The 22,488-nt window shown below is 46.9% G+C and carries 16 protein-coding genes; 9 read left to right on the forward strand and 7 right to left on the reverse strand.

What is annotated here, in order from left to right:
* Window positions 1–21: 21 nt before the first annotated feature.
* Window positions 22–3,273, reverse strand: coding sequence for a TonB-dependent receptor (locus SEDOR53_RS0107320; RefSeq protein ID WP_026769139.1), 3,252 nt, complete (start codon window positions 3,271–3,273; stop codon window positions 22–24).
* A 250-nt stretch (window positions 3,274–3,523) separates the two neighbouring features.
* On the opposite strand from SEDOR53_RS0107320, the gene SEDOR53_RS17370 reads away from it, so the two are divergent.
* From SEDOR53_RS17370 to SEDOR53_RS0107350, 6 genes are all read left to right on the forward strand, one after another.
* Complete coding sequence (locus SEDOR53_RS17370) at window positions 3,524–4,741, forward strand: acyltransferase family protein (RefSeq protein ID WP_051416539.1); 1,218 nt, start codon at window positions 3,524–3,526, stop codon at window positions 4,739–4,741.
* 21 nt (window positions 4,742–4,762) lie between these two features.
* Window positions 4,763–5,794, forward strand: coding sequence for a sensor histidine kinase (locus SEDOR53_RS17375; RefSeq protein WP_051416540.1), 1,032 nt, complete (start codon window positions 4,763–4,765; stop codon window positions 5,792–5,794).
* 2 nt (window positions 5,795–5,796) lie between these two features.
* Entirely contained in the window at window positions 5,797–6,492 is a 696-nt protein-coding gene (locus SEDOR53_RS0107335; RefSeq protein WP_026769140.1) for a LytTR family DNA-binding domain-containing protein, read from the forward strand.
* A 44-nt stretch (window positions 6,493–6,536) separates the two neighbouring features.
* Window positions 6,537–7,799: a multidrug effflux MFS transporter gene (locus SEDOR53_RS0107340; RefSeq protein ID WP_051416541.1), complete on the forward strand. Its 1,263-nt coding sequence runs from the start codon at window positions 6,537–6,539 to the stop codon at window positions 7,797–7,799.
* A gap of 119 nt (window positions 7,800–7,918) precedes the next feature.
* The gene (locus tag SEDOR53_RS0107345; RefSeq protein ID WP_026769142.1) at window positions 7,919–8,911 is read left to right on the forward strand and encodes an aldo/keto reductase; all 993 of its coding nucleotides are present in this window, start codon (window positions 7,919–7,921) and stop codon (window positions 8,909–8,911) included.
* Between the two features lie 36 nt (window positions 8,912–8,947).
* Complete coding sequence (locus SEDOR53_RS0107350; RefSeq protein ID WP_026769143.1) at window positions 8,948–10,000, forward strand: NAD(P)-dependent alcohol dehydrogenase; 1,053 nt, start codon at window positions 8,948–8,950, stop codon at window positions 9,998–10,000.
* A gap of 83 nt (window positions 10,001–10,083) precedes the next feature.
* Here the strand turns inward: SEDOR53_RS0107350 and SEDOR53_RS0107355 are convergent, their stop codons facing one another.
* The 4 genes from SEDOR53_RS0107355 to SEDOR53_RS18520 all read right to left on the reverse strand — a co-directional run bounded on the left by SEDOR53_RS0107355 (window position 10,084) and on the right by SEDOR53_RS18520 (window position 14,936).
* The gene (locus tag SEDOR53_RS0107355) at window positions 10,084–12,849 is read right to left on the reverse strand and encodes a TonB-dependent receptor (RefSeq protein WP_026769144.1); all 2,766 of its coding nucleotides are present in this window, start codon (window positions 12,847–12,849) and stop codon (window positions 10,084–10,086) included.
* 81 nt (window positions 12,850–12,930) lie between these two features.
* Entirely contained in the window at window positions 12,931–13,395 is a 465-nt protein-coding gene (locus tag SEDOR53_RS0107360) for a hypothetical protein (protein ID WP_026769145.1), read from the reverse strand.
* A gap of 157 nt (window positions 13,396–13,552) precedes the next feature.
* On the reverse strand, window positions 13,553–14,461 hold the full coding sequence (locus SEDOR53_RS17380) for a hypothetical protein (protein ID WP_070415580.1): 909 nt from the start codon (window positions 14,459–14,461) through the stop codon (window positions 13,553–13,555).
* Window positions 14,462–14,561: 100 nt separating this feature from the next.
* Window positions 14,562–14,936, reverse strand: coding sequence for a hypothetical protein (locus tag SEDOR53_RS18520; protein WP_051347929.1), 375 nt, complete (start codon window positions 14,934–14,936; stop codon window positions 14,562–14,564).
* 111 nt (window positions 14,937–15,047) lie between these two features.
* Between SEDOR53_RS18520 and SEDOR53_RS0107375 the strand changes: the two genes are divergently transcribed.
* Together SEDOR53_RS0107375 and SEDOR53_RS0107380 are read left to right on the forward strand one after the other, a co-directional pair.
* Window positions 15,048–15,461 (forward strand): DsrE family protein, encoded by a 414-nt coding sequence (locus SEDOR53_RS0107375; RefSeq protein ID WP_026769146.1) that lies wholly within the window; start codon window positions 15,048–15,050, stop codon window positions 15,459–15,461.
* Window positions 15,462–15,612: 151 nt separating this feature from the next.
* Window positions 15,613–18,438 carry a pitrilysin family protein gene (locus tag SEDOR53_RS0107380; protein ID WP_026769147.1) on the forward strand — a complete coding sequence of 942 codons (2,826 nt, stop codon included), beginning with the start codon at window positions 15,613–15,615 and terminating at the stop codon, window positions 18,436–18,438.
* Between the two features lie 63 nt (window positions 18,439–18,501).
* Here the strand turns inward: SEDOR53_RS0107380 and SEDOR53_RS0107385 are convergent, their stop codons facing one another.
* On the reverse strand, window positions 18,502–19,422 hold the full coding sequence (locus tag SEDOR53_RS0107385; RefSeq protein ID WP_026769148.1) for a sugar phosphate isomerase/epimerase: 921 nt from the start codon (window positions 19,420–19,422) through the stop codon (window positions 18,502–18,504).
* Between the two features lie 102 nt (window positions 19,423–19,524).
* Here SEDOR53_RS0107385 and SEDOR53_RS0107390 point away from each other — a divergent pair, with 102 nt between their 5' ends.
* Window positions 19,525–20,142 (forward strand): hydrolase, encoded by a 618-nt coding sequence (locus SEDOR53_RS0107390; RefSeq protein ID WP_026769149.1) that lies wholly within the window; start codon window positions 19,525–19,527, stop codon window positions 20,140–20,142.
* A 110-nt stretch (window positions 20,143–20,252) separates the two neighbouring features.
* Here the strand turns inward: SEDOR53_RS0107390 and SEDOR53_RS17390 are convergent, their stop codons facing one another.
* Window positions 20,253–22,481, reverse strand: coding sequence for a glycoside hydrolase family 3 C-terminal domain-containing protein (locus tag SEDOR53_RS17390; protein ID WP_037360760.1), 2,229 nt, complete (start codon window positions 22,479–22,481; stop codon window positions 20,253–20,255).
* Window positions 22,482–22,488: the final 7 nt, after the last annotated feature.

The following is a 22,488-nucleotide window of genomic DNA, read 5'->3' on the forward strand; positions in this document are numbered from 1 at the left end:
ATAAAAGTTTAAGTCAATGGGTTAAAAACCGATACGCACACCTACCAGGTAAGATTTGGCCACCGGATAAGCGCCTTCATCGATACCCATATGGATATCCTGGTTATCGTTTCCGGAAGTTCTCAGGTTGATATCAGGATCCAGTCCTGTGTACTTGGTGATGGTGAACAGGTTCTGACCCTGTATATAGATCTGTCCGCTGGTAAGACCCACCCGCTTCAGCCAGGAAGAAGGTATGGTATAAGTGAGCTGGATATTCTTGATACGCATGTAAGAACCGTCTTCGATAAAATAAGAAGACACTTGCTGACTGGTCGCATCTCCTGAATTCAGGCGGGGCAGTTTGGCTATATCGCCTTGCTTTTTCCAGGAATTGTACAGGATGTCTTTGGAACGGTTACCCTGGAACGTATTGAAATCGGTCCAGTACCTTACATAGTTGAAGATCTTATTGCCCTGCGATCCCTGTCCGAATACAGTCAGATCCCAGTTCTTATACCCGAAATTCAGGTTCAGGCCATAAGTAAAATCAGGATGCGGACTACCCAGGATGGTACGGTCTGCAGCAGTGATCACACCATCGCCATTCACATCCCTGAACTTAAAGGTTCCTGCACGGGTATAGGTACCGAATTTAGGTGCAGTGGCGGCTTCTGCATCGTCTTTGATCACACCATCTACAATATAACCGTAGAAATTGGCAATAGGCAGACCTCTTTTAGTAGCGGAGATGGGCGGGAGACGTGTGCTGAAACCAAACAGTGTGGCGTTGGGATCATTGTTCAGTTTAATCACTTCATTCTTGTAATGACTGATGCTGGCGCCTACCTGGTAACGGAAATTACCGATCTTATTCTTGTAGTTGATACCCAGGTCGAAACCTGTGTTGCGCATCTCACCGATATTGGTGTAAGGAATGGTAGCCGTTCCCATGGTGCGTGGCATAGCAATCTGCGCCAGCATGTCGGAGGTGGTGCGGGTGTACCAGTCGAACACAACATCCATCTGGTTATTCAACAGCGACGCATCGAAACCAACGTTGGTGGAAGTAGTGGTTTCCCACTTGCCATTGCGGTTACCAAACTGTACCAGGCTGAAACCACCCACGATGGATGATCCGGTACCATTGATATCATACGCATTGTTGTTGGGATCGGATGCGTACAAAGTATAAGCGTTGTACACATTGGGGATGAGCTGATTTCCGGTTCTTCCCCAGCCGCCGCGAACTTTCAGGTCGTTCACGAAATGCAGTTTTTGCATGAAGGGAAACTCGGTGAGGCGCACACCCAAAGAAAACGCCGGGAAAATACCATAACGGTTGCTTTCAGAGAAACGGGAAGAACCGTCGCGGCGTAATGTGAAGTCGGCGAGGTAAGTACTCTTGTAAGAATAGTTCACTTTACCGAACTGAGAGAACAGGGCGCTTCGCGTAGCGCCTGCACCGCTGTTGCTGAGGCCTGATGCAGAACCTGCATCGAGGTAGCGGTAGTCGAGGTCATCGAATGCAAAACCGCTCCTGCTGGCAACGGTAGTGGCAGCATAGGTTTTCACCGCTTCAGTTCCTACGAGCACATTCAACAGGTGATCGCCGAAAGCTTTGTTATAGTTCAATGTATTGAACCAGGTGAGTGACCGGTCTACAGAATTGATCACGTTCAGGCTGTTGGTATTCCGGGGCTCGGCCGCTTCAATATCGCGATGAAAATATTCATTGCGGTTGTATTGATTGATCTCCACACCCAGGCTGGACCTGGCTTTCAGGTTCTTGGTGAGTTGCAGTTCTGCAAACACGTTACCGAAAATGTGGATGCCCTTGGTGATGTTATCTTTCTCGCGATACAAACGTGCAAAGGGGTTGGGTGCATTACCCAGGTTACTACCCCGGCTGCCCGCGAAGCCATTGTAAGGAGAGGTATTGGTTCCGCCCAACTCGGGTGGACCGCCGGTAATATCGAACACCGGTATGATGGGGTGCACACGGATAGCGAACATGATGGGGTTCGACTCGTTGTTGTTGTCGATACCCTGTCTTTCATCATAAGAAACCGTAAGGTTTTCTCCGAAGGTCATCACGCCCTTGGTGAATTCAGTGTTGGCCCTTACAGAATAACGCTTGTACTTGGTGTACTTGAGGATACCTTTCTGATCGAAATAATTACCGGAGATCGCATAACGGCCGCTCTTGCCACCGCCGGTAGCGCCTAGCTGGTAGTTGGAGATGGTAGCCGGACCGAAGATCACATTCTGCCAGTCGGTACCATCTTTGTTGGCCTTGGTAATGTTAAAGGCTGTTTTACCCAACTGTGGGTTGTTGATGTCGTTCGTGTACGTGTAATTGGCAGGAAGCGGGCCGAACACATTGGGATAAATATAATCGGCAATGGTTTCTTCTCCGTTCGGACCGAAACGATACTGCGCCGAAGGCGAAGTAACAGATGGGTTCTTGCCTGCACCCAGGTCGGCCAGGTAGAGGTATTGACCCAGTTCCTGCGTGTTCAGCAGGTTGAGCATTTTACCGGGCCTTTGAGAGCCTGTGTAATAATCGAAGTTGATGTTCGATTCACCTGGTTTACCTTTTTTGGTGGTGATGATCACCACGCCGTTCGCGGCCCTGGCGCCATAGATAGAAGCAGAAGAAGCATCTTTCAGTACCTGCATGCTTTCGATGTCGTTCGGGTTGAGCTGGTTCAGGGTTCCCTGCGTAGGTACACCGTCGATAATGTACAGCGGACTGTTGTTGTTTACGGTACCGAAACCACGGATACGCACCATGGTACCGCCGCCCGGTGAATTGTCGTTACCCACGTTCACACCGGCAGCGCGGCCCTGCAACATCTGTGTTACGGAGGCAGCAGGCACGGAAGTGAGCTGTTTGGCATTGACTACGGTTACCGCACCCGTGATGTCTTTTTTACGTTGTGCAGTGTAACCGGTAACCACTACTTCACTGGTCTGGCTTTCATCTTCGGCCAGTACTACCGATAGTTGTGATTGCGTGCCCGGCGCTACTTTCCTGGTAACGTAGCCTACATACGCGAAAGAAACCTGGTCGTCGGGCTTTTTAAGAGAGATGGTGAATTTTCCGTTGGCGTCAGTTGTGGTAAAAGTGTTTGTTCCGGCAACGGAGACGGAAACACCTTGCAGGGCTCGTCCTTTGGCGTCTGTAACAGTACCGGTGATCTGCCGGTTCTGTGCTATAGCCGTGGATGCTAAGCCCCATAGCAAGGTTAACACCATGAGCATTTTGGCAATGCAGAGTCGTGTTCTCATTTGGCAATGGGTTTTAGATAAAAAATAAAATGCAGGTTTTTTAGAACCCGGAGATTCTAGGGGAAAAGATATAAAAAATATTAAAACAAAAAGCAATTCCGCATATCCTGCGGGAATGTTATTTTATTGTTGCCAGATTGTTCGTGTTTTTAGCCGACGCGGAAACGGCATTCGTCACGCATTTTGAACCTTATGTCACAGATATTTTAGCAGGATGCAGCAGAAATTAGTTTAGCATAAAATTCATCGTATGCGAACTACTTCCCGCCAGAGTTATTTAGACTGGCTTCGGTTGCTGGCCATCATCGGGGTCCTTTTCTTTCACGCTGCGCAGCCATTCGCTGCCGAAAGCCAGTGGCATATCAAGAACAACGAAACCAGCAACCTCTACCTCGAATTCAATTTCTGGCTGAGCCGGTTTCGCATGCATTTGTTGTTCTTTATTTCCGGTGCCGTTGCTTATTTCATCATGCAGCGCAAAAGCGGGAAACAGTTCGTTGGCATGCGTTTTCAGCGGCTGATGGTGCCATTATTATTCGGCATGCTGGTAATCGTTCCGCCACAGGTATATATGGAAAGGCTCACACAGGGCTTCAAGGGAAATTTCTTTGATTTCTATCCTTCCATTTTCAAAGGCATCCCTTACCCGAAAGGGAACCTCAGTTGGCACCACCTTTGGTTCATCCTGTACCTGTTCGTGTACGACCTGCTGGCAGCGCCACTTTTCGCCTGGATCATATCTCCCGGAGGAAAAAAGTTTGCCATGGTTACCACCTGGTTATCGCAGAACAAAAGAATGTACCTGCTTTGCCTGCCTGCTATATTGGTTTTTACTTCACTTGTGTTGCGATACCCCGAGAGCAATGACCTGGTAAACGACCTGGCCTATTTGCCTTATTGGTTCCTGTTCATGCTTTCCGGTTTTGTTTGCATCAGCAATCCTTTATTGATGGGCGCCATCGAAAGAAACCGACGCCTGTCTTTATTGGTTGCTTTTCTTTCTGTAGTGATGATCAATTACCTGCGATGGAACCACCTGGAACCTTCCGATCTGTGGACAAACTGGAAAGTTCAACCACTGACTTACTGCTACCTCGCATTGTATCCCATCATCGCCTGGTCGTGGGTGCTGGCGCTGGTAGGTTACGGAAAAAAATACCTGAACAGGCCACACAAAGCGCTTACCTATATCAACCAGGCAGTGTATCCTTTTTATATCCTGCACCAGACGGTGATTGTGATACTGGCCTATTATGTGGTTCAGGTGAAAGACTCGATAGAGGGAAAATATTTTTTCATTGTAGCAGTAACATTCGGTGTCTGTGGCTGCCTGTTCCACCTGCTCATCAGGCCTTATCGCGTGATGCGGTTTTTATTTGGGATGAAAGGACCTGTTGAGCAGAAAAAAGCAATGACAGTATCCGGGCAACAACCCACTGTAATGCCGGTACTGGGAGCATTGGGCTGATAATGTTGTAATTTGTGAAAGATGAAATTCTTCTGGAAATACCTGTTCCCCGGCTGCTATGGCTTACTCGTCTATGCCACCGTGAGGATACTCAATGATACCATCAGCGGTTTCAAATTCTGGCGCCGCGACTGGACGGTGAATGCCATAGAAGTTACCTGTAGTATTATTATGGGCTTTGTAACGATGTTTGTTTTCAGAAAAATGCTTAACAGGTTCGATCGAAAGTTGAGCAGGCCCGTCAGTTATAAAACAGTGATGGGTGAATTGGGCTGGGTGTTCTTATATGTACTGGTCTCATCAAATGCCATCTTCACGCCGATGGCTGCACTCACGGATGATGGCCTTTCCTGGGGCGATTTTGCCACCATCAATATCATTCCCTTATTGTTTTCACTCATTTACTACATGGTGGTAAGGAGTAACAAACTATTGCAGGCGTATGTTGACAATCAATTGCAACTGGAAAAAATGACGAACGATCAATTGCAAACCGAACTCAAGTTCCTGAAAGCGCAATACCACCCGCATTTTTTATTCAATGCATTGAACACGATCTATTTCCAGATGGATGAGAGCGTAGCAGATGCCAAGAAAAGTATTGAGAAATTTTCCGGCCTGCTGCGCTACCAGTTGTACGACCAGCAACAGATGGTGCCCATAAAACAGGAAATAGATTATCTCCGCAATTTCATTGAGCTGCAACAGGCGCGGTCTTCAGAACGATTGCGTTTACAGGTCGACTTCGATGAGCACCTGAACGGAGAACAGGTGTACCCGTTGTTATTTCTCCCGCTGATTGAAAATGCATTCAAATATGTGGGAGGGGACTATCATTTATCCATCCGGTTGCAGAAAGAGAATGAAAACATCCGGCTGGAAGTGTGTAATTCTTTATCAGAGCACCTGCCATTGAAAAAAATAGCCACCGGGATCGGTATTGAGAACTTACGCCGCAGGCTGGCATTACTTTATCCTGGCAGGCACCAGTTGTCATGCCGGAGAAACAACGACAGTTATACGGCATCCCTGAACTTATTACTGAACCAATGACCATGAAACTGAAATGCATCATTACCGACGATGAACCGATGGCCAGGAAAGGGCTTCGCGGCTATGCGGAGAAAGTAGATTTCCTGGAACTGGTAGCTGTTTGCGAAGACGCCATACAACTGAACCAATTACTCCGCCGGCAACACGCCGACCTGCTGTTCCTCGATATCAATATGCCCCTGCTCAGCGGCATTGAGTTCATGAAAATGAATCCAATCGCACCTAAAGTGGTATTCACCACGGCTTATGAAGCATACGCTTTGGAAGGGTATGAACTGGATATATTAGATTACCTGCTTAAACCTATCTCCTTCGAACGTTTCCTGAAAGCCGCCAATAAGGCCTACGATTATTTCAGGCTACAACAATCCAACGATGCCGGTTACCTGTTTGTAAAAACAGATACCCGGCTGGAAAAACTTGTTTTCAATGAGATACTCTTTGTTGAGGCATTGGAAAACTACCTTTCCATACAGTTGCCCGACCGGAAGATCATGATCCGTTCTACACTGAAAACGATGGCGGCGTCGTTACCGGCGCAACAGTTCGCACAAACACATAAGTCTTACCTGGTGAACCTCGATAGAATACAGGCGGTAGAAGGCAACCTGCTGCAAATAGACCGCTTCCGGGTACCGGTGGCCAGGCAACAGAAAGAACAGGTCTTAGAAAAGATATTGAAAAACAAACTGCATTAAAATACACCTGGAACAGGCAAGATTTGATTTTCTATCTTTATGATATGAAGAACAGCCTGGAACCTAGTGCACCCAATAAAAAAATTTACCTCATTCTTGTACTGGGCCTGCTTACGGCTATTGGCCCTTTTTCTATTGACATGTACCTGCCGGCGTTCCCGGCCATTGCAAAAGGATTGAATACCTCCGTATCACAAGTAATGCTGTCGCTCTCGAGCTTTTTCATTGGCATCTCAGCGGGACAATTGCTGTACGGTCCTTTGCTGGAACGTTTTGGCAGGAAAAAGCCCTTGTACCTGGGCTTGAGTATTTACCTGCTGGCATCTGTGGGCTGCGTTATGGTTGGATCGGTGCAGGGGCTGATCGCACTCAGGCTTTTGCAGGCGCTGGGCGGTTGTGTGGGCATGGTAGCGGCAAGGGCCATGGTACGTGACCTGTTTGAAGTGAAAGAAAATGCTAAAATATTTTCCACGCTGATGCTGGTGGTGGCCGTATCGCCTATTGTGGCGCCTACATTGGGAGGATATATTACCGCCGTATTGGGCTGGCGCTATGTATTTGTCATACTTATTTATATTGCGCTCTTCATCCTGGCCGGGATCTATTATTTATTGCCGGAAAGCAAACAACCCGATCCCAACTTTTCATTGAAGCCGGAACCCATCATTAAAAATTTTTACGGTATCATCCGCCACCCGCAGTTCGCCACTTATGCATTCACAGGGGCCGTATCCAATGCCGGACTCTATGCGTACATCAGCGGATCACCTTATGTGTTCATGGAAATATTCAAAGTAAGCGAAAAGCAGTATGGATGGATATTCGCGCTCATCGCCATGGGATTGATCGGTGCAAGCCAGATCAACAATGTATTATTGAAAAATTACAACAACGAACAGATCATCAACGGGGCTTTGCGTTGCCAATGTGTAGTCGGATTGTTATTGGTCGTTATCACCCTGCTGGGCTGGGATGAAGTGTTCCTCATCATTTTTCTCATTTTCCTTTTCCTGAGTTGCCAGGGTTTTATCTTTCCCAATGCTTCTGCACTTTCCCTCGCACCATTCGGACATAACGCGGGCAGCGCTTCGGCTTTGTTGGGCGCTATTCAAATGAGCATTGGTGCGGGTGCCTCGGCCCTGGTGAGCCTTTTACATAATCATACGCCCTTACCTATGACCGGCGTAATGGCCACCTGTACGCTAACGGCCCTGGTAGTGTTATTCCGGGGAAGTAAACGCCTCATTTACAGGGCAGCCGAAAAAGTGGTGGATGAGGGTAAAGTGGAAGTGATCAGTACCTTGTAATTGTAAAGGAGTTTGAATTTTGTAAAGCATGGATTGATTCGCGTAATAACCGGCAATCATTGGCTGTTGAACTTTGTGTCCATTTAGTAAGCTCCAATACAAATGATATGGCAAATACAATGCAAAAACGAAAACTCGGCAAGAGCGGATTGGAAGTATCGGCCCTGGGATTGGGCTGTATGGGCATGAGCTATGGATATGGACCGGCCGCCGATAAAAAAGAAATGATCTCCCTCATCCATTCAGCGGTAGAAATGGGTGTTACCTTTTTCGATACGGCGGAAGCATACGGACCTTTTACAAATGAAGAGCTGGTGGGCGAGGCCCTGGCCCCTTTTCGCAAGCAGGTAGTGATCGCTACCAAGTTCGGGTTCGACACATCGGCAGACCCCGCAAAGCGCAGTGAACTGAATAGCCGGCCGGAACATATCAAAGCAGTAGCTGAAGCATCGCTGAAACGATTGAAAGTAGAGGCCATCGATCTGTTTTACCAGCACCGCGTAGATATCTCTGTACCCATTGAAGATGTGGCAGGCGCCGTGCAGGACCTGATCAAAGAAGGGAAGGTTAAATATTTTGGGCTTTCCGAAGCGGGTGTGCAAACCATCCGTCGTGCACATGCTGTGCAACCGGTTGCCGCCATCCAGAGCGAATACTCTTTGTGGTGGAGAAGGCCTGAAGCTGAACTGTTACCCACACTGGAAGAGTTGGGAATAGGGTTTGTACCTTTCAGTCCGCTCGGTAAAGGTTTCCTCACCGGAAAGATCGATGAGAACACTACCTTCGACAGTAGTGATTTCCGCAATATCGTTCCGCGTTTTACAACCGAAGCAAGAAAAGCCAACCAGGCCCTGGTTGATTTGCTGGGTAAAGTAGCGGCAGAGAAACAGGCCACCACTGCACAGGTAGCATTGGCATGGTTGTTAGCGCAGCGGCCGTGGATCGTTCCCATTCCGGGAACTACCAAACTGAAGCGACTGGAAGAAAATATGCACGCCGCAGCGTTGGAACTCACACCTGACGATCTTCGTGCAATAGAAAATGCGGCTGCCAATATTGCCATACAGGGAGAACGCTATCCCGAAGAACTGGAACGGAGAACCGGTAACTGATTATTATTAAAACCCCTTAGCTAAAAGATAAACAATATGCAAACGAAGAATGTAAAAGCTTATGGTACTGAAGCGGCCGAAGCGCCTTTGAAATCAATGAATATCCAGCGCAGGCAGCCAACACCGCACGATGTAGAGATCGAAATTCTCTATTGCGGTATTTGTCACTCTGACCTGCACACCGCACGGAACGAGTGGGGCGGCACTGTTTACCCAGTGGTACCCGGTCATGAAATTGTAGGAAAAGTAACCCGTGTAGGCGATCACGTGAGCAAATTCAAAGTGGGCGACCTCGCTGCAGTTGGTTGTATGGTAGATTCCTGCGGTGAATGTGAACAATGTAAGGAGGGCCTCGAACAGTATTGCGATGCGGGTCTGGTAGGAACGTATAACGGGCCCGATAAACACCTTGGTAACACTACTTATGGCGGCTATTCAGAGAGCATCGTAGTAGACGAACATTTTGTATTGCGTGTACCCGAAAACCTCAACCTGGCGGCTACTGCGCCTTTGCTCTGTGCCGGTATCACTACTTATTCGCCATTGAACCACTGGAAAGTTGGTCCAGGCAAGAAAGTAGGCGTGATAGGAGTAGGCGGCCTCGGACACGTGGGCATCAAAATAGCTAAAGCCATGGGTGCTGAAGTTGTGGTGTTCACTACATCGGCCGGTAAAGCTGCAGATGCGAAGCGATTGGGTGCAGATGAAGTAGTATTATCGAATGACAAAGAGCAGATGAATAAGCATGTGAAAACTTTTCACTTTATACTGGATGCCGTATCTGCTTTGCACGACATCAATGCATACCTGCCCTTGCTGAAACTGGATGGCACTATGGTGCTGGTAGGATTACCCGAACAGCCGCTCCCGATATTGCCGTTCAATGTGGTGCTGCACAGGAGAAGCCTGGCAGGCTCACTCATCGGAGGTATCAAAGAAACACAGGAGATGCTTGATTTCTGTTCCAAACACAATATCACTGCAGATATAGAACTGATCAACATACAACAGCTCAACGAAGCGTATGAGCGACTGCTCAAAGGCGATGTACGTTATCGTTTTGTGATTGACATGGCTTCTATTAAATAAAGCTCAGGGAACTAATAAATGTGGCTCAAAAAAGTGCTTTTTTGAGCCACATTTGATTATATAATGAGCTCTATTTTGTTCTGCTAAAAACTAAGGGTCAGATTCAGGTAATAATATCCGCCATTGAAACCAAACTGGGTAGCATTACGGCTGTACACAAACCTGCCGAAACTGCTGTTATCGAGGAATGGCCCAGCGCTTCCTGGAACCGGCATATTTACTACTTGCAATTTATCGGGATAGGTGTCGAGCACGTTGTTCGCGCCAAGTGTAGCTGTTAATGATTTGGCCACTTTATACGATACACTCAGGTCCGATACGATCTTGGCGCCGAATGATTCATCCAGTCCGGGGTCGGCTGCATCTCTGGTATATACTTCGCCATAGCGGGTGAAGCGTATCATGGTGCCGAATTTGCCTGCTTTGTAATTGCCGGAGATGCTCACTTTGCTGCGGGGTTGTGACTCTTCCAGTCTTGATTTTTCCTGGCGGCTGAACAGCACATTGCCAAACTGGTCTGCGGGGATTTTATCGGTGCCTTTGATGGGGCCTACTACCAATGTGCGGTTGTAATTACCCGCCAGTGAAAGTTCCAGTGAAGAGCCTTTTCGCATCCGTGGTCTGTACGACAATACCGCATCAATACCCCTGGTTTCTGTGTTCACTGCATTGGTAAAGAATTGTGCAGCGTTCACATCGGGGTAGGGAGTGAGAATAGTATTCACCACAGGGTTGCTGCGGGTAAACTGACTGGTATACACAATGCGGTTATCGATGCGGATATAATATCCATCTATGGTAACAGAGAAATTATTCGCCGGTTTGAGTGTAACACCCAGGCTTCCGTTGATCGATTTCTCTGCATCGAGGGAAGGAATACCGAACGCCTGTGCCACATCGCTGTTGTTGCGGAAAGTACCCACTTGTCTGGGGGTAAGTGTGCCCCCAACGTTCACAAATAAAGTAGACACGGCGCTGAAATAACGCTGGTGTATGGAAGGAGCCCTGAAGCCATTACTGATGGCTCCGCGTAGACTTACCACATCACTGAGTTTATAACGCATGGCCAGCTTAGCGGCAATATTGGTACCGTAATCGCTGTAGTTCTCTAACCTTGCAGCTACGTCTGCCAGCCATTTATGGGTAATATCTGCTTCAAAATCGGCATAGGCGCCGAGAACAGTCCTGGTAGCATTTACTTCATTGGCAGGCTGGTAACCGGGGAATACCTGCGCGCCGCCGGCTTTACCGGAAGATGGATCATAGTTTTTCCAGGAAGCCTCTTCACCCGCAGTGATCTTATAAAAATCGGTACGCCATTCAGCACCCAAACCTAAGTTGGCACGTTCCATACCCATGATGGCGCCCAGGTCTTTCGTTATATCTACATTGAATGTATTCTGGTTAAAGCCCAGCTTACCCGCATAGAATTTGGTGGGAGCGCTGGTGGTCATGGCATATTGTGTGGCATTGTTTGAATTAGCTACATCGAAACGGAAAGAGTTGCCGCCGTATGTGTTGCTGATATCCCATGCCCAATCGTTGGTATTGAATTTGATACCTGCCATCACCGACTTATCCCATATCTCTGAAAGTATCTGCGGCAGGAAACCGTTGGGATATAATTCAGGAATAACCTGTGATTTCTGGAAAGGATAACGGTAAAAACCGGCAGCTTCTCCTTTGCGGTAGCTGGCGCCCGCGCTGTAATAAAATTCTGTTTGCTTATTGATATAGAACCCGCCGTTGACCATCAACTGGGCGTTGCGCAACAGTGAGTTACCGATGGCCATATTATTGTTCCTGTCGAATCCGTATTGGCTTATTGAAGCCTGATCCTGGCTATACAAAGCAGTGCGGCGTGCTATATAAGCGGCATCGGACTCGCCGCTGTTCCTGCCTACGTTCCAGTTTGTATATACGGGTCCGGTATAGTAACCCGCCCGGTTGGTAGCGCCCCTGTATCGCAGGTCGGCAGCAATACCCAGGTAACCGTTTTTAATATCAAAACCGTGGTAGATACCCAACTGGGCCACTTTACCATCGCCCTGGTATTGTTGGCCAATCTGTGAAGTAACGGTAGTGCCTTTCGATCTTCTCAATACCACATTCACTACACCTGCAATGGCATCGGAACCATACTGCGAGGCGGCGCCATCACGCAATACTTCAATACGGTCGATGGCTGAAGTGGGCAAAGAGTTCATGTCGGTACCCACCGATCCGCGGCCAATGGTTCCGTTGATATTGATGAGTGCAGAGTTGTGCCTTCGTTTGCCATTCATCAGCACCAGTACCTGGTCGGGACCCAATCCGCGAAGCGTAGCCGGATCGATATGATCGGTACCATCGGAAATGGTTTGTCGCGATGAATTGAAAGAAGGCGCCACCAGGTTGAGCATTTGTGTAGGTTCTACCTGTCCGGTTGCAGTGAGTTCCGTTACAGAAAACACATCTACCGGCACCGGCGTAGCGGTATTGCTTCGCGGAAGGCGCGAACGCGAGCCCAGTACCACTACTTCATTGAGGTTGGTGGCTTCGCCGCGCTCAAGGGAAAAGTCGAGTGATGAGGATTGTCCGGACTGAACCGTGATGTTCCTGGTGACAGGCTTATAGCCTACATAAGAAACACGGATGGTATAAGTACCCGGTTTCAGGCTCAGCGTAAAAACACCATTGGCATCGGCCAAGGTGCTTTTGGTACCGGCGCTTACGGTAGCGCCCGATAAAGGAGTACCATCGCCGGAAACCTTACCGGTGACAGTAGTATTTTGAGCAAAAACAGCAATCGAGAGAAATCCACAAAAAAGGGTAACGCCTAAACGGCGGAAAGCAGCAGAGGTCATCATAGCGTAGAGTTTAGATAAGGATTACTTAAAAATAGTAAAATCCTTTCATACTTCGCTAACCTCGTTTTACCACAGCCGGGCTTACATGACTGCCCTGTTGTAAGCTTCGAGGGCCTTTCTTCTATGGTTATTCGTAATCCCCAGGATGATACCGGTAATTTCAGCTCCAAAACAGATGGAGAAAGCAAAAGGGGCTTTATCGAAAGGAGTACCCGGAGCTTTTTTTTGCTGATTAACTTGAACAGCTGCTACCCCAAGAGCAGTAAGAGCAATAGGCAACGTGATCCAGGTAGCAAGGTTTTGTCCACGGAATTTTTTCATTTCCTCAGCAGATGCTGGATGAGTTTTCAGAATAGAATCCAATTGTTTGCCTGTAAGGACTTCATTGTTTAACGTGAAAACAATACTGGGGTATCGCCCTCCAGTGTGGGCGAGGACCCTTTTGATGGTACTGTCTGTTTTAGGTTGAGTCTCATTTTTCTGGGCTTGTATGAGGAGCGGACACCATAATAATAATAGTGTCAATAAGCGTAAATAATGTTTCATAAAGCTTAGATAAGTACCCTAAAAATATTTTATTTAAGGTTAATATGAAGTTAATCCCGGCAAATGAAGTGTTAATACCTTTTGTGATAACCCGTATATAAAAGCAAAGCACCCATAGATGCTGAGTGCTTTACTTTTAGCTGTTACATGATGATCGTTACAGTGTAATTGATATATGCAAATTGCCTCTCCAGTTTAACCTGGTTTGACCATCGGCATAGTGCTGACTGAAAGGCGCCTGTGCATTCAAACCAACTGTAAAACGTTGCAGGTTTATTTCCACACCGGCAGAAGCGGTGGCGATATATCCTCCTGTTGCATCTACCGGTTGGTGATGGAGCACATTGCCTGCCGTATACTCATACATGGCCCCGATATTGGGCAGCAGGTTGATTTCTTTACCAACAGGAATACTGTAAAAAGCAATGCTGTTGGCGGTCAGTTTATCTCCGAAACGATAAGCGTCTTTAGCCGTATTGAGTTTGTAACTGGCGGTAGTATTCACACCCCAGTTGCCAACACGCACGTTATAAATGGCATTGAAAAGGAAATCGATACTGCCGGTTCCCAATTGCGCATTCACATCTCTTACAGTAAGGTTGGGGTCTTTGACATTCACACCGAAAGCGCCGGTGGGCAGCTTTACGCCACCGCCGATCCACAGTTGTTGCTCCGTGCCCATCCTGTTTCCCCTGGTCATTTTGTGAAACACCTGATAATTGGCAAGCAGGGTAATATCGCCCACGCCGTTTCGATGACTAATGCCGTCGTCATCAATCTGCTTGTTGAGGTGATAAGGTATAAAGCCCAGTAATTGCCAGTGCCTGCCTGCATTCAAACCGCCCCAGACTTCAATGGTGTTGTAAAAATTTTTGCTGAACTGCGAAGAGTCTGCTGCGAGCTGTGTATTGTAATTCATATAATGGTAACGGAGACCGATGAATTTACTTTTGAAATGAGGCAACAGGCCCATATAGAAATTACCGCCTCCACACCCGCAGATATCACAAGCGAAACTGTACAGGCTGGCTGATAAAAAAATAATAACGATCAATATCTTTTTCATGTAGGTTGATGAATTGGGTAAATGAAGTATCATCCGGCTATTTTAGTCGGCATAATACGAGTGAGAAGTAGTTAATCCATGGTCAATGGAGAAAGGAAGATTACACGGTAGGGGGGTGAAAGACAGCCAGTGACCGATCGACCGACTTGCCTGCCTGGAAGATGGGGAAGTACGCGTGGTCTCCAGGCGTATTGTGAAACTGATAACTGGCGAAAAAGGATTTGGAAGAGATCACTTCGTTACCCTTTTCCATTTTCCGGTTAGGGTCCTGACTGTCCTTGTTGTCTTCCTGTTTCAGTCTTTTGGAAAGCTGGCATCTGCCGCAACAATGCATTTTGGGGTTGGCCTTGTTGATACAGAGGGTTTTAGCAATGTATGCTTGGTTAGCATAGAAGTTGACAACAATCACAGCTTTGCTGAATATCTGCGCAGAAAACGCAATCAGAAATACCGTTGCCGTGAATTGTTTAAACATTGAATAGTAAGCTGTATAAATTTCGAGACAAAGGTAGTATGAATCCCGTCGAAATATGAGTATTTTTAAACTGATTGTTATCAATACTATGTATGACTTAAATCTTGTTCTATGAAAAAAAGCATTTTGTACCTCTTTACCCTGGTAATCATTGTGTCTGTTCATGCACAGGAAAAAAATTACAAAGTGGTATTCGATATGTCCAGCAAGGATACCGTCAACCAGCAGGCTGTTACCCGCGAAATTGGGCTCATCAAAGGCGCTTCACCGGAAGCGAAATTGGAAGTTGTGGTGTATGGCCAGGGGCTCGACCTGGTAGTGAAGGGCCGCTCTTCGCAGCAGGCCGCTGTACAGCAACTCATCGCCGATAACAAAGCAAGCTTCAAAGTCTGCGCCATGACCCTGAAAAGGAATAACCTCACCAAAGATCAATTAGTGCCCGGCGTGGAAATCGTGCCCGACGGTATCTATGAGATCATCTCAAAACAACGGGATGGATGGGGTTACATTAAAGTAGGGCATTGATTGAAATTGTTTCGTATCTTGAATACCATCTCCCCCCAAATCCCCCAATAGTCAACGGCCCATTGTAATCTTTTACAAGGGAAAGGCAACCTGTATTGTTAATAGCAAAGGTTGTGCTAGGTGTTTTGTTTTGAAAAAACCAAACCTGAATATGAAACGAAAACTCGTATCACTAGCCCGTTGTTTAACAGCATTATGCTGTTTACTTGGAACTGCTGCTTCTTACGGCCAATTCGATCCGTCAACCAAACTCCCGGTTGATCCGGAAGTGAAAATAGGTAAGCTGTCCAATGGACTTACCTATTATATCCGGAAGAATGCAAAACCAGAAAAGAAAGTACAGTTGCGTCTGGTAGTGAATGCAGGCTCTGTACTGGAAGATGCAGACCAACTGGGGCTGGCTCACATGATGGAACATATGAATTTCAATGGTTCTGCTCACTTTCCCAAGAATGAGCTTGTCAGTTATCTGCAGTCAATCGGTGTTCAATTTGGCGCCGATTTGAATGCGTACACCAGTTTTGATGAAACGGTGTACATATTGCCTATCCCTACAGACGACCCGGTAAAAATAGAGAAAGGGTTCACCATACTGGAAGACTGGGCTGCCCATGCTTCATTGGATACTGCTGAGATCAACAAGGAGAGAGGAGTGGTACTGGAAGAGTCCCGCATGCGCAAAGGAGCCACTGAGCGTATGGGGAAAAAATATTTCCCTGTCTTGTTTAACGGATCACTTTATTCAGAGCGGCTGCCTATAGGAAAAGATAGCATTATCCAGCATTTTAAACCAGAAGCACTGGAGAGATTTTATAAAACATGGTACAGACCCGACCTGATGGCTGTAGTGGTGGTAGGTGATATTGACCCGGCGCTTGCCGAACAACAAATACATGCCCATTTTGATCAACTGCAAAACCCGCCTGGAGAATTACAGCGGCCATCTATTATTCCAATAGCCGACCGTGTGAATAATACTGCTATGGTGCTTACAGATAAAGAACAAACCGCCAATATACTGCAAGTGTACAATTATATTGAAAAAGCAGAGCCCATTACTACCTGGGGCGATTACAGGAAATCTGTTACAGAAGGATTATTCAATGCATTGGTGAACCAGCGTTTATCGGAACTGTCGCAGCAGCCAGATGCCCCATTTATATTAGGTGCCACTATGTTCTATGGATTGATAAGAGGCTACCGCAGTTTTGTCTCTTTTGCCATGCTGGGTGATAAGCCAGCCAAAGGAGCGTTGGACGCACTCATCACTACTACCGAATCGGTAAAGAAATTTGGATTCCTGGCAACAGAATTGGAACGTGCCAAAAAGAACCTGCTGGCCCAGGCAGAGCAGGCATTTAATAACAGCGATAAGATGGAATCGGGCAGGTTGGTACTGGAATATGTTGCTCATTTTCTAAGTGGTGCTCCCATCGTTGGTTCTGTTAACCGTTACGCGTTCCTGAAAAAGACGCTTGCCGGTATTAAACTGGAAGAAGTGAATGCACTGGCCGGTAAAACAGAATCATCGCAGGGAAAATTTGCTTTATTGATGGCCAATGAAAAAAGCAAACCTGCATTACCGGATGACCCGCAGCTGGTTGAATGGACCCTGGCTGCCCATAAACTGCCTGTGAAAGCCTATGAAGAAAAAGCGGTCGTTAAAAAACTGTTTGACAAGCTGCCCACACCCGGCCGCATCACGAACACCACCACTAATACAGCATTGGGCACTACCGACCTGACACTTAGTAACGGCATTACCGTTACACTGAAACCCACTGAATTCAAAAACGATGAAATACATATGGATGGCTGGCGTTGGGGTGGCAGTCATAAATACAGCCTTGCCGATAAACAAACAACTTCGAACTTTTCATCCATTATACGATTGATGGGAGTAAAGGATATTTCGGCCATTGATTTACGTAAACTCCTGGCAGGTAGAACACTGAATGTAACTCCTTACCTGAATGAAGATGATGAAGGAATAGAAGGAACCTGCAATGCAAAAGAGCTTGAATTATTTTTTCAACTGGTGCACCTGTATTTTACGTCGCCCCGTAAGGATACGGCTGTTTTTAAATCGTTTGTAACCTCACAGAAAAGTATGATGGCCAATATGCTTGCTAATCCGAACCTGTATTATGCAGATACCATCAACAAAATCACTTATGCAGGCAATCCCTGGGCGCCGAAGTTTCCCACCCCGGCAGATTTTGATAATATCAGCCTGGACCGGATGATGGATATCTATAAAAACATATTCAGTAACGGTTATGGCATGCACTTTACGTTCGTGGGTAATATTGATATGGATAAACTCAAACCCCTGCTAGAAACGTACCTCGCGAGCCTGCCTGCCAGCCCCATGACAAACAGTTTTAAAGATGTGGGATTACGCCCGGTAAAAGGTATTATCAATACAACAGTGAAGCGCGGAACTGCCAAGAAAAGCCAGGTCAATGTGATTTTTACGGGAGAAGGGAAATACAGCAAAGACGAAGCGTTGAAGTTGCGGATGCTTACAGAGGCGCTGAACATCAAAATCATTGAAAAGTTACGGGAAGACATGAGTGGGGTCTATTATGGAACTATGTCCGGATCATTGATCAATCGCCCTTATAACCACTACAGGGTTGAGACAAGTTTTCCATGCGGACCTGAAAATGTTACAAAGCTTACTGCCGCGCTTTTTGATATCATAAAAGATGCGCAGGATAAGGGGATAGAAGAGAAGGACCTGAATAAAGTAAAAGAAACATTGAAAAAGCAATACGACGATCAAATCACAACCAGTAACAATTGGTGGCTACTTCATCTTAGCCGCTCCTGGATAGAGCAGGACGATCCGGCCTGGATACTGCAATACAAAACAAAAGTAGATGCCGTTACTTCGGCTGACTTGAAAGAAGGGGCAAAGAAATATTTAAACATGAAGAATTATATTCACGTAGTACTGAATCCTGAGAATTAGTTATCAAACCTGTTGATAAGCCGCATAGCTGTAACACGGCTATGCGGCTTATTTTATCGGATACTATTGAAAATGTTTTTGTATGGCTTTGGGAAAATCTGCCAGGGCTACTTCCGGAGCATCGATATCCGGATGCCAGAGTTTTTCCCATTCAAAACTGTAATAACCTTTGTAACCGCCTTTGTATAAAGCATCGATGGCTTCGAAAATGGGTACTTCTCCCTGGCCCAGCAATACATAATGCTCTTTGCCATTGACATACTTAAAGTCTTTGAGGTGGGTATGGAAAATATAATCTTTCAATTGGGCATAGACAGATGCGGGTGATTCTTTTTCTTTCGTCCACATATTGGCCACATCCCATACCATGCCCACATGCGGATGTTTCGATGCATCCATGATCATTTTCAGCTCATCGGTCTTCACCGCATCGCCATGCGATTCGAGCAACACTTTAACGTTTTTGCCCTGCGCATAATTACCCAGTTCCAGTAATCCGCTGATGATTCTGTCGATGGTTGCTTTGCGCTGGTCGTCTTTGGGCAGGCTGTTAGGGAATACGCGTACATAAGGGCAATTCAATTGCTGCGCCAGGTCGATGAACTGTTTGGCAGCAGCTATGTTTTTTTGCCTTGCCTCAGCATTAGCATGGTGTAATTCGGCAGAAGAGCCAAGGTCAACAAACCGCAATCCTTTATCGGTTGCCTGTTGCAGACTGGCCGCAATTTTTCCAGGTGTACTGAACTCGGGGCATTTTCCCAGATCGATCTGTCGTTGGATTCCCCTGATCTCGATTCCATTGTAACCGTTTTGTTGTGCGAAGTCCAGTATCTGGGAGTAGGTCCAGTCGGGACAACCCAATGTAGAGAAAGCCAGCAAAGGCTTGTGTTTTTTTATTGTGTTTCCAAATGCAGTAGCGGCAAAAGGAACGGGCAGGACGGCAAGACCGGTCTTCAGAAAATTCCTGCGGGAATACGGTTTCATATGAAATGATTTAGTACGCTAGATGCCCTAAATATACAGGAAGTTTTTTTGTACATTTCTGAAGGATTCTTCAATTTTATCGAACCTTAAAAATTATCTGATATGAGCAGTTATCCTATGCGCGATCCGGTACAGGATCATCTCATCACTCCGCAGAATGCCGCTCTGCTGATCATAGATTACCAGCCCGTGCAGGTGAATTCCATTAACTCTATGCCAAGGAGCCAACTGGTAGCCAATATTGTGAATGTAACGGAATTGATCCGTTCTTTTAATATACCGGTTGTACTCAGCACCGTGAATGTGGCAACAGGTATCAATAAAGAAACCATCCCATCGTTGTTGAATGTGTTACAGGGTATGCCTTCTTATGACAGAACTACTATCAATGCATGGGAAGACGCAGCGTTCAATGAAGCAGTGAAGAAAACAGGCAGAAAGAAATTGTTGATGACAGCGCTCTGGACAGAAGCCTGTCTGAGCTTCCCCACTTTAGACGCATTGAAAGAAGGGTATGAAGTATATCCGATTGTAGATGCTGTGGGAGGTACTTCGCTTATAGCACATGAAACAGCGCTCAGAAGGGTAGAGCAAGCGGGAGCGCAGCTCACCAGCATAGCACAACTGGCCTGTGAATTGCAGCGCGACTGGAACCGAAGCGATACCGCCAAACACATGGTGAAGGCATTAACCAATGCAGGCGCATTTTTAAAACTGTAGTAAATTAAGGTATTGTACGAAGAACGTCATCCCGAGCGAGCGAAGCGAGTCGAGGGATCTGCTTGAATGTTCAGTGAGATCCCTCGGCTACGCTCGGGATGACGTTTCGATTACAGATTGATAGAAGCTTGTATCGTTTGCTTGTTTTTGATACTGCTCTCGCTGGGTTGGCAACCACCAACAGAGATCAGTGTATTGCCTTTGAACGGAAGGTAGGCGCCATTGTTATCACGGGTAGACAATTCTTCTGTACCGAGCTTGAAGCTAATAGTAGTGCTTTCGCCTGCTTTCAATGAAACCCTGCGGAACCCTTTTAGCGAGCGGATCGCATCTTGTTGTGCAGCATGGTGGGATACATAGAGTTCAACCACTTCTTCTCCGCTTCTGCTTCCTGTATTCTTCACCGTAGCATGTACAGTAACTGTTTTGTTGCCTTTGGAAGTAATGATCTGAAGGTTACTATACTGGAAATTGGTATAACTCAAACCATAGCCGAATGCATACAAAGGTTTACCGGTAAAATAACGGTAAGTGCGATTGGTCATGGCATAATCATCGAAAGAAGGCAGGTCGCTATCGCTCTTATAGAAGGTAACGGGTAACCTGCCGGATGGATTGTAATCGCCAAACAACACATCGGCAACAGCGGTGCCGGCCGATTGTCCGCCATACCATGCGTTGACAATGGCGGGGATGTTTTCAGATTCCCAAGGGGTGGCAATGGCACTGCCGGTCATCATCACAAAAACAACAGGCTTGCCGGTGGCTTTCAATGCTTTCATTAAATTGGTTTGTACAGCCGGTAATAAAATAGAGGTACGGTCGCCACCGTTGAAACCCGGATGGTTCACGCGCATCTCTTCTCCTTCCAACTGCGGGGAGATGCCGCCGACAAAAACGATCACATCCGCATCTTTTACTTTATCAGTCAGGGCTGCAATATCTGTCTTCACCAGGCGCGTTTTACCACCTTCTTCTACTTGCAGGGAATCGTCGGTATGATTGACGGCTTTCTCATACACCACTTCGGCATTGGGTAATTTGTTTTTGATGCCGTGTAATACGGTGATGATCTCGGAAGGCGTGCCGTTATAATTACCCAATAGCGCATTGGCATTATCGGCATTGGGACCCAGCACTGCAATTTTATGAATGTGCTTGCTGAGCGGCAAAGTATGTTGATCGTTCTTCAGCAACACGATGGACTGCCGCGCCATTTTCAATGAATGCGCTATGTGCGCCGGGCTTTCCAGTTCCGACTCCGGTACATTGCCATAAGGAACAGAAGCCGCGGGGTCGAAGAAACCCAATCTGAAACGGATCATGAACAAACGCTTCAAAGAAACATCGATTTGTTGTTCGGTGATCAGTTTGTCTTTTACTGCCTGCAACAGTTTTTTGTAAGCTACATTGCCACAATCTACATCGGTTCCGTGCAGCAATGCATCAGCTGCTGCGCTTTCGGCATTGGGATGTGTTTTGTGATAGTTGAAGAAATCGTCGATGGCGCCGCAGTCGGAAGTTACGTAGCCGGTGAACTGCCAGCGGTTGCGCAGGATATCCGTCATCAACGGGTCGCTGCCGCAGCAAGGCTGTGTTCTGAAAGCATTGTATGCACACATCACGCCTGCTACTTTCGCGTCAACCACTAATGTTTTGAAAGCAGGCAGGTAAGTGTTCCAGAGATCATAATCAGAAGGAGACACATCAAAAGAATGCCTGCTGGGTTCCGGACCGCTGTGCACTGCATAGTGCTTGGCACAGGCGGCGGCCAGCAAGTATTTGGCGTCATGACCTTGCAAGCCCTGCACAAAAGCTTTACCCATCGTTGCGGTGAGAAAAGGATCTTCACCATAGGTCTCCTGTCCACGACCCCATCGCGGATCGCGGAATATATTGATGTTGGGTGTCCAGTAAGTAAGCCCCGTATAACGTTTGCCCTGCTTGCCATCTTTTATGGATTGATTGTAAATGGCCCTTCCTTCCATAGCAGCATACTCCGCCATTTGTTTGATGGAACCGGTATCAAATGTAGCTGCCATAGCAATCGCCTGCGGGTACACCGTTACTTTATAAGGTGTTCTCGCCACACCATGTAATACTTCATTCCACCAATCATAGGCAGGAATACCCAGCCGCGCAATACCGGGTGTGGTGTTCTGCATCTGCGCCACTTTTTCTTCCAGGGTAAGGCGTGATACCAGGTCGTTCACACGTTGTTCAAAACTGAGCGATGGATTTTGAAAGGGATAATGATCCTGAGCGCAGGCAAGAGACGCAAACAGGAAAAATAAACCTGATAGCAGGCTTTTAAATGAGTAATTGATGTGATGCTTCATCGTTGAT

Origin of the sequence: Asinibacterium sp. OR53 (genome assembly GCF_000515315.1) — a bacterium.
Classification (GTDB): Bacteria; Bacteroidota; Bacteroidia; order Chitinophagales; family Chitinophagaceae; genus Sediminibacterium.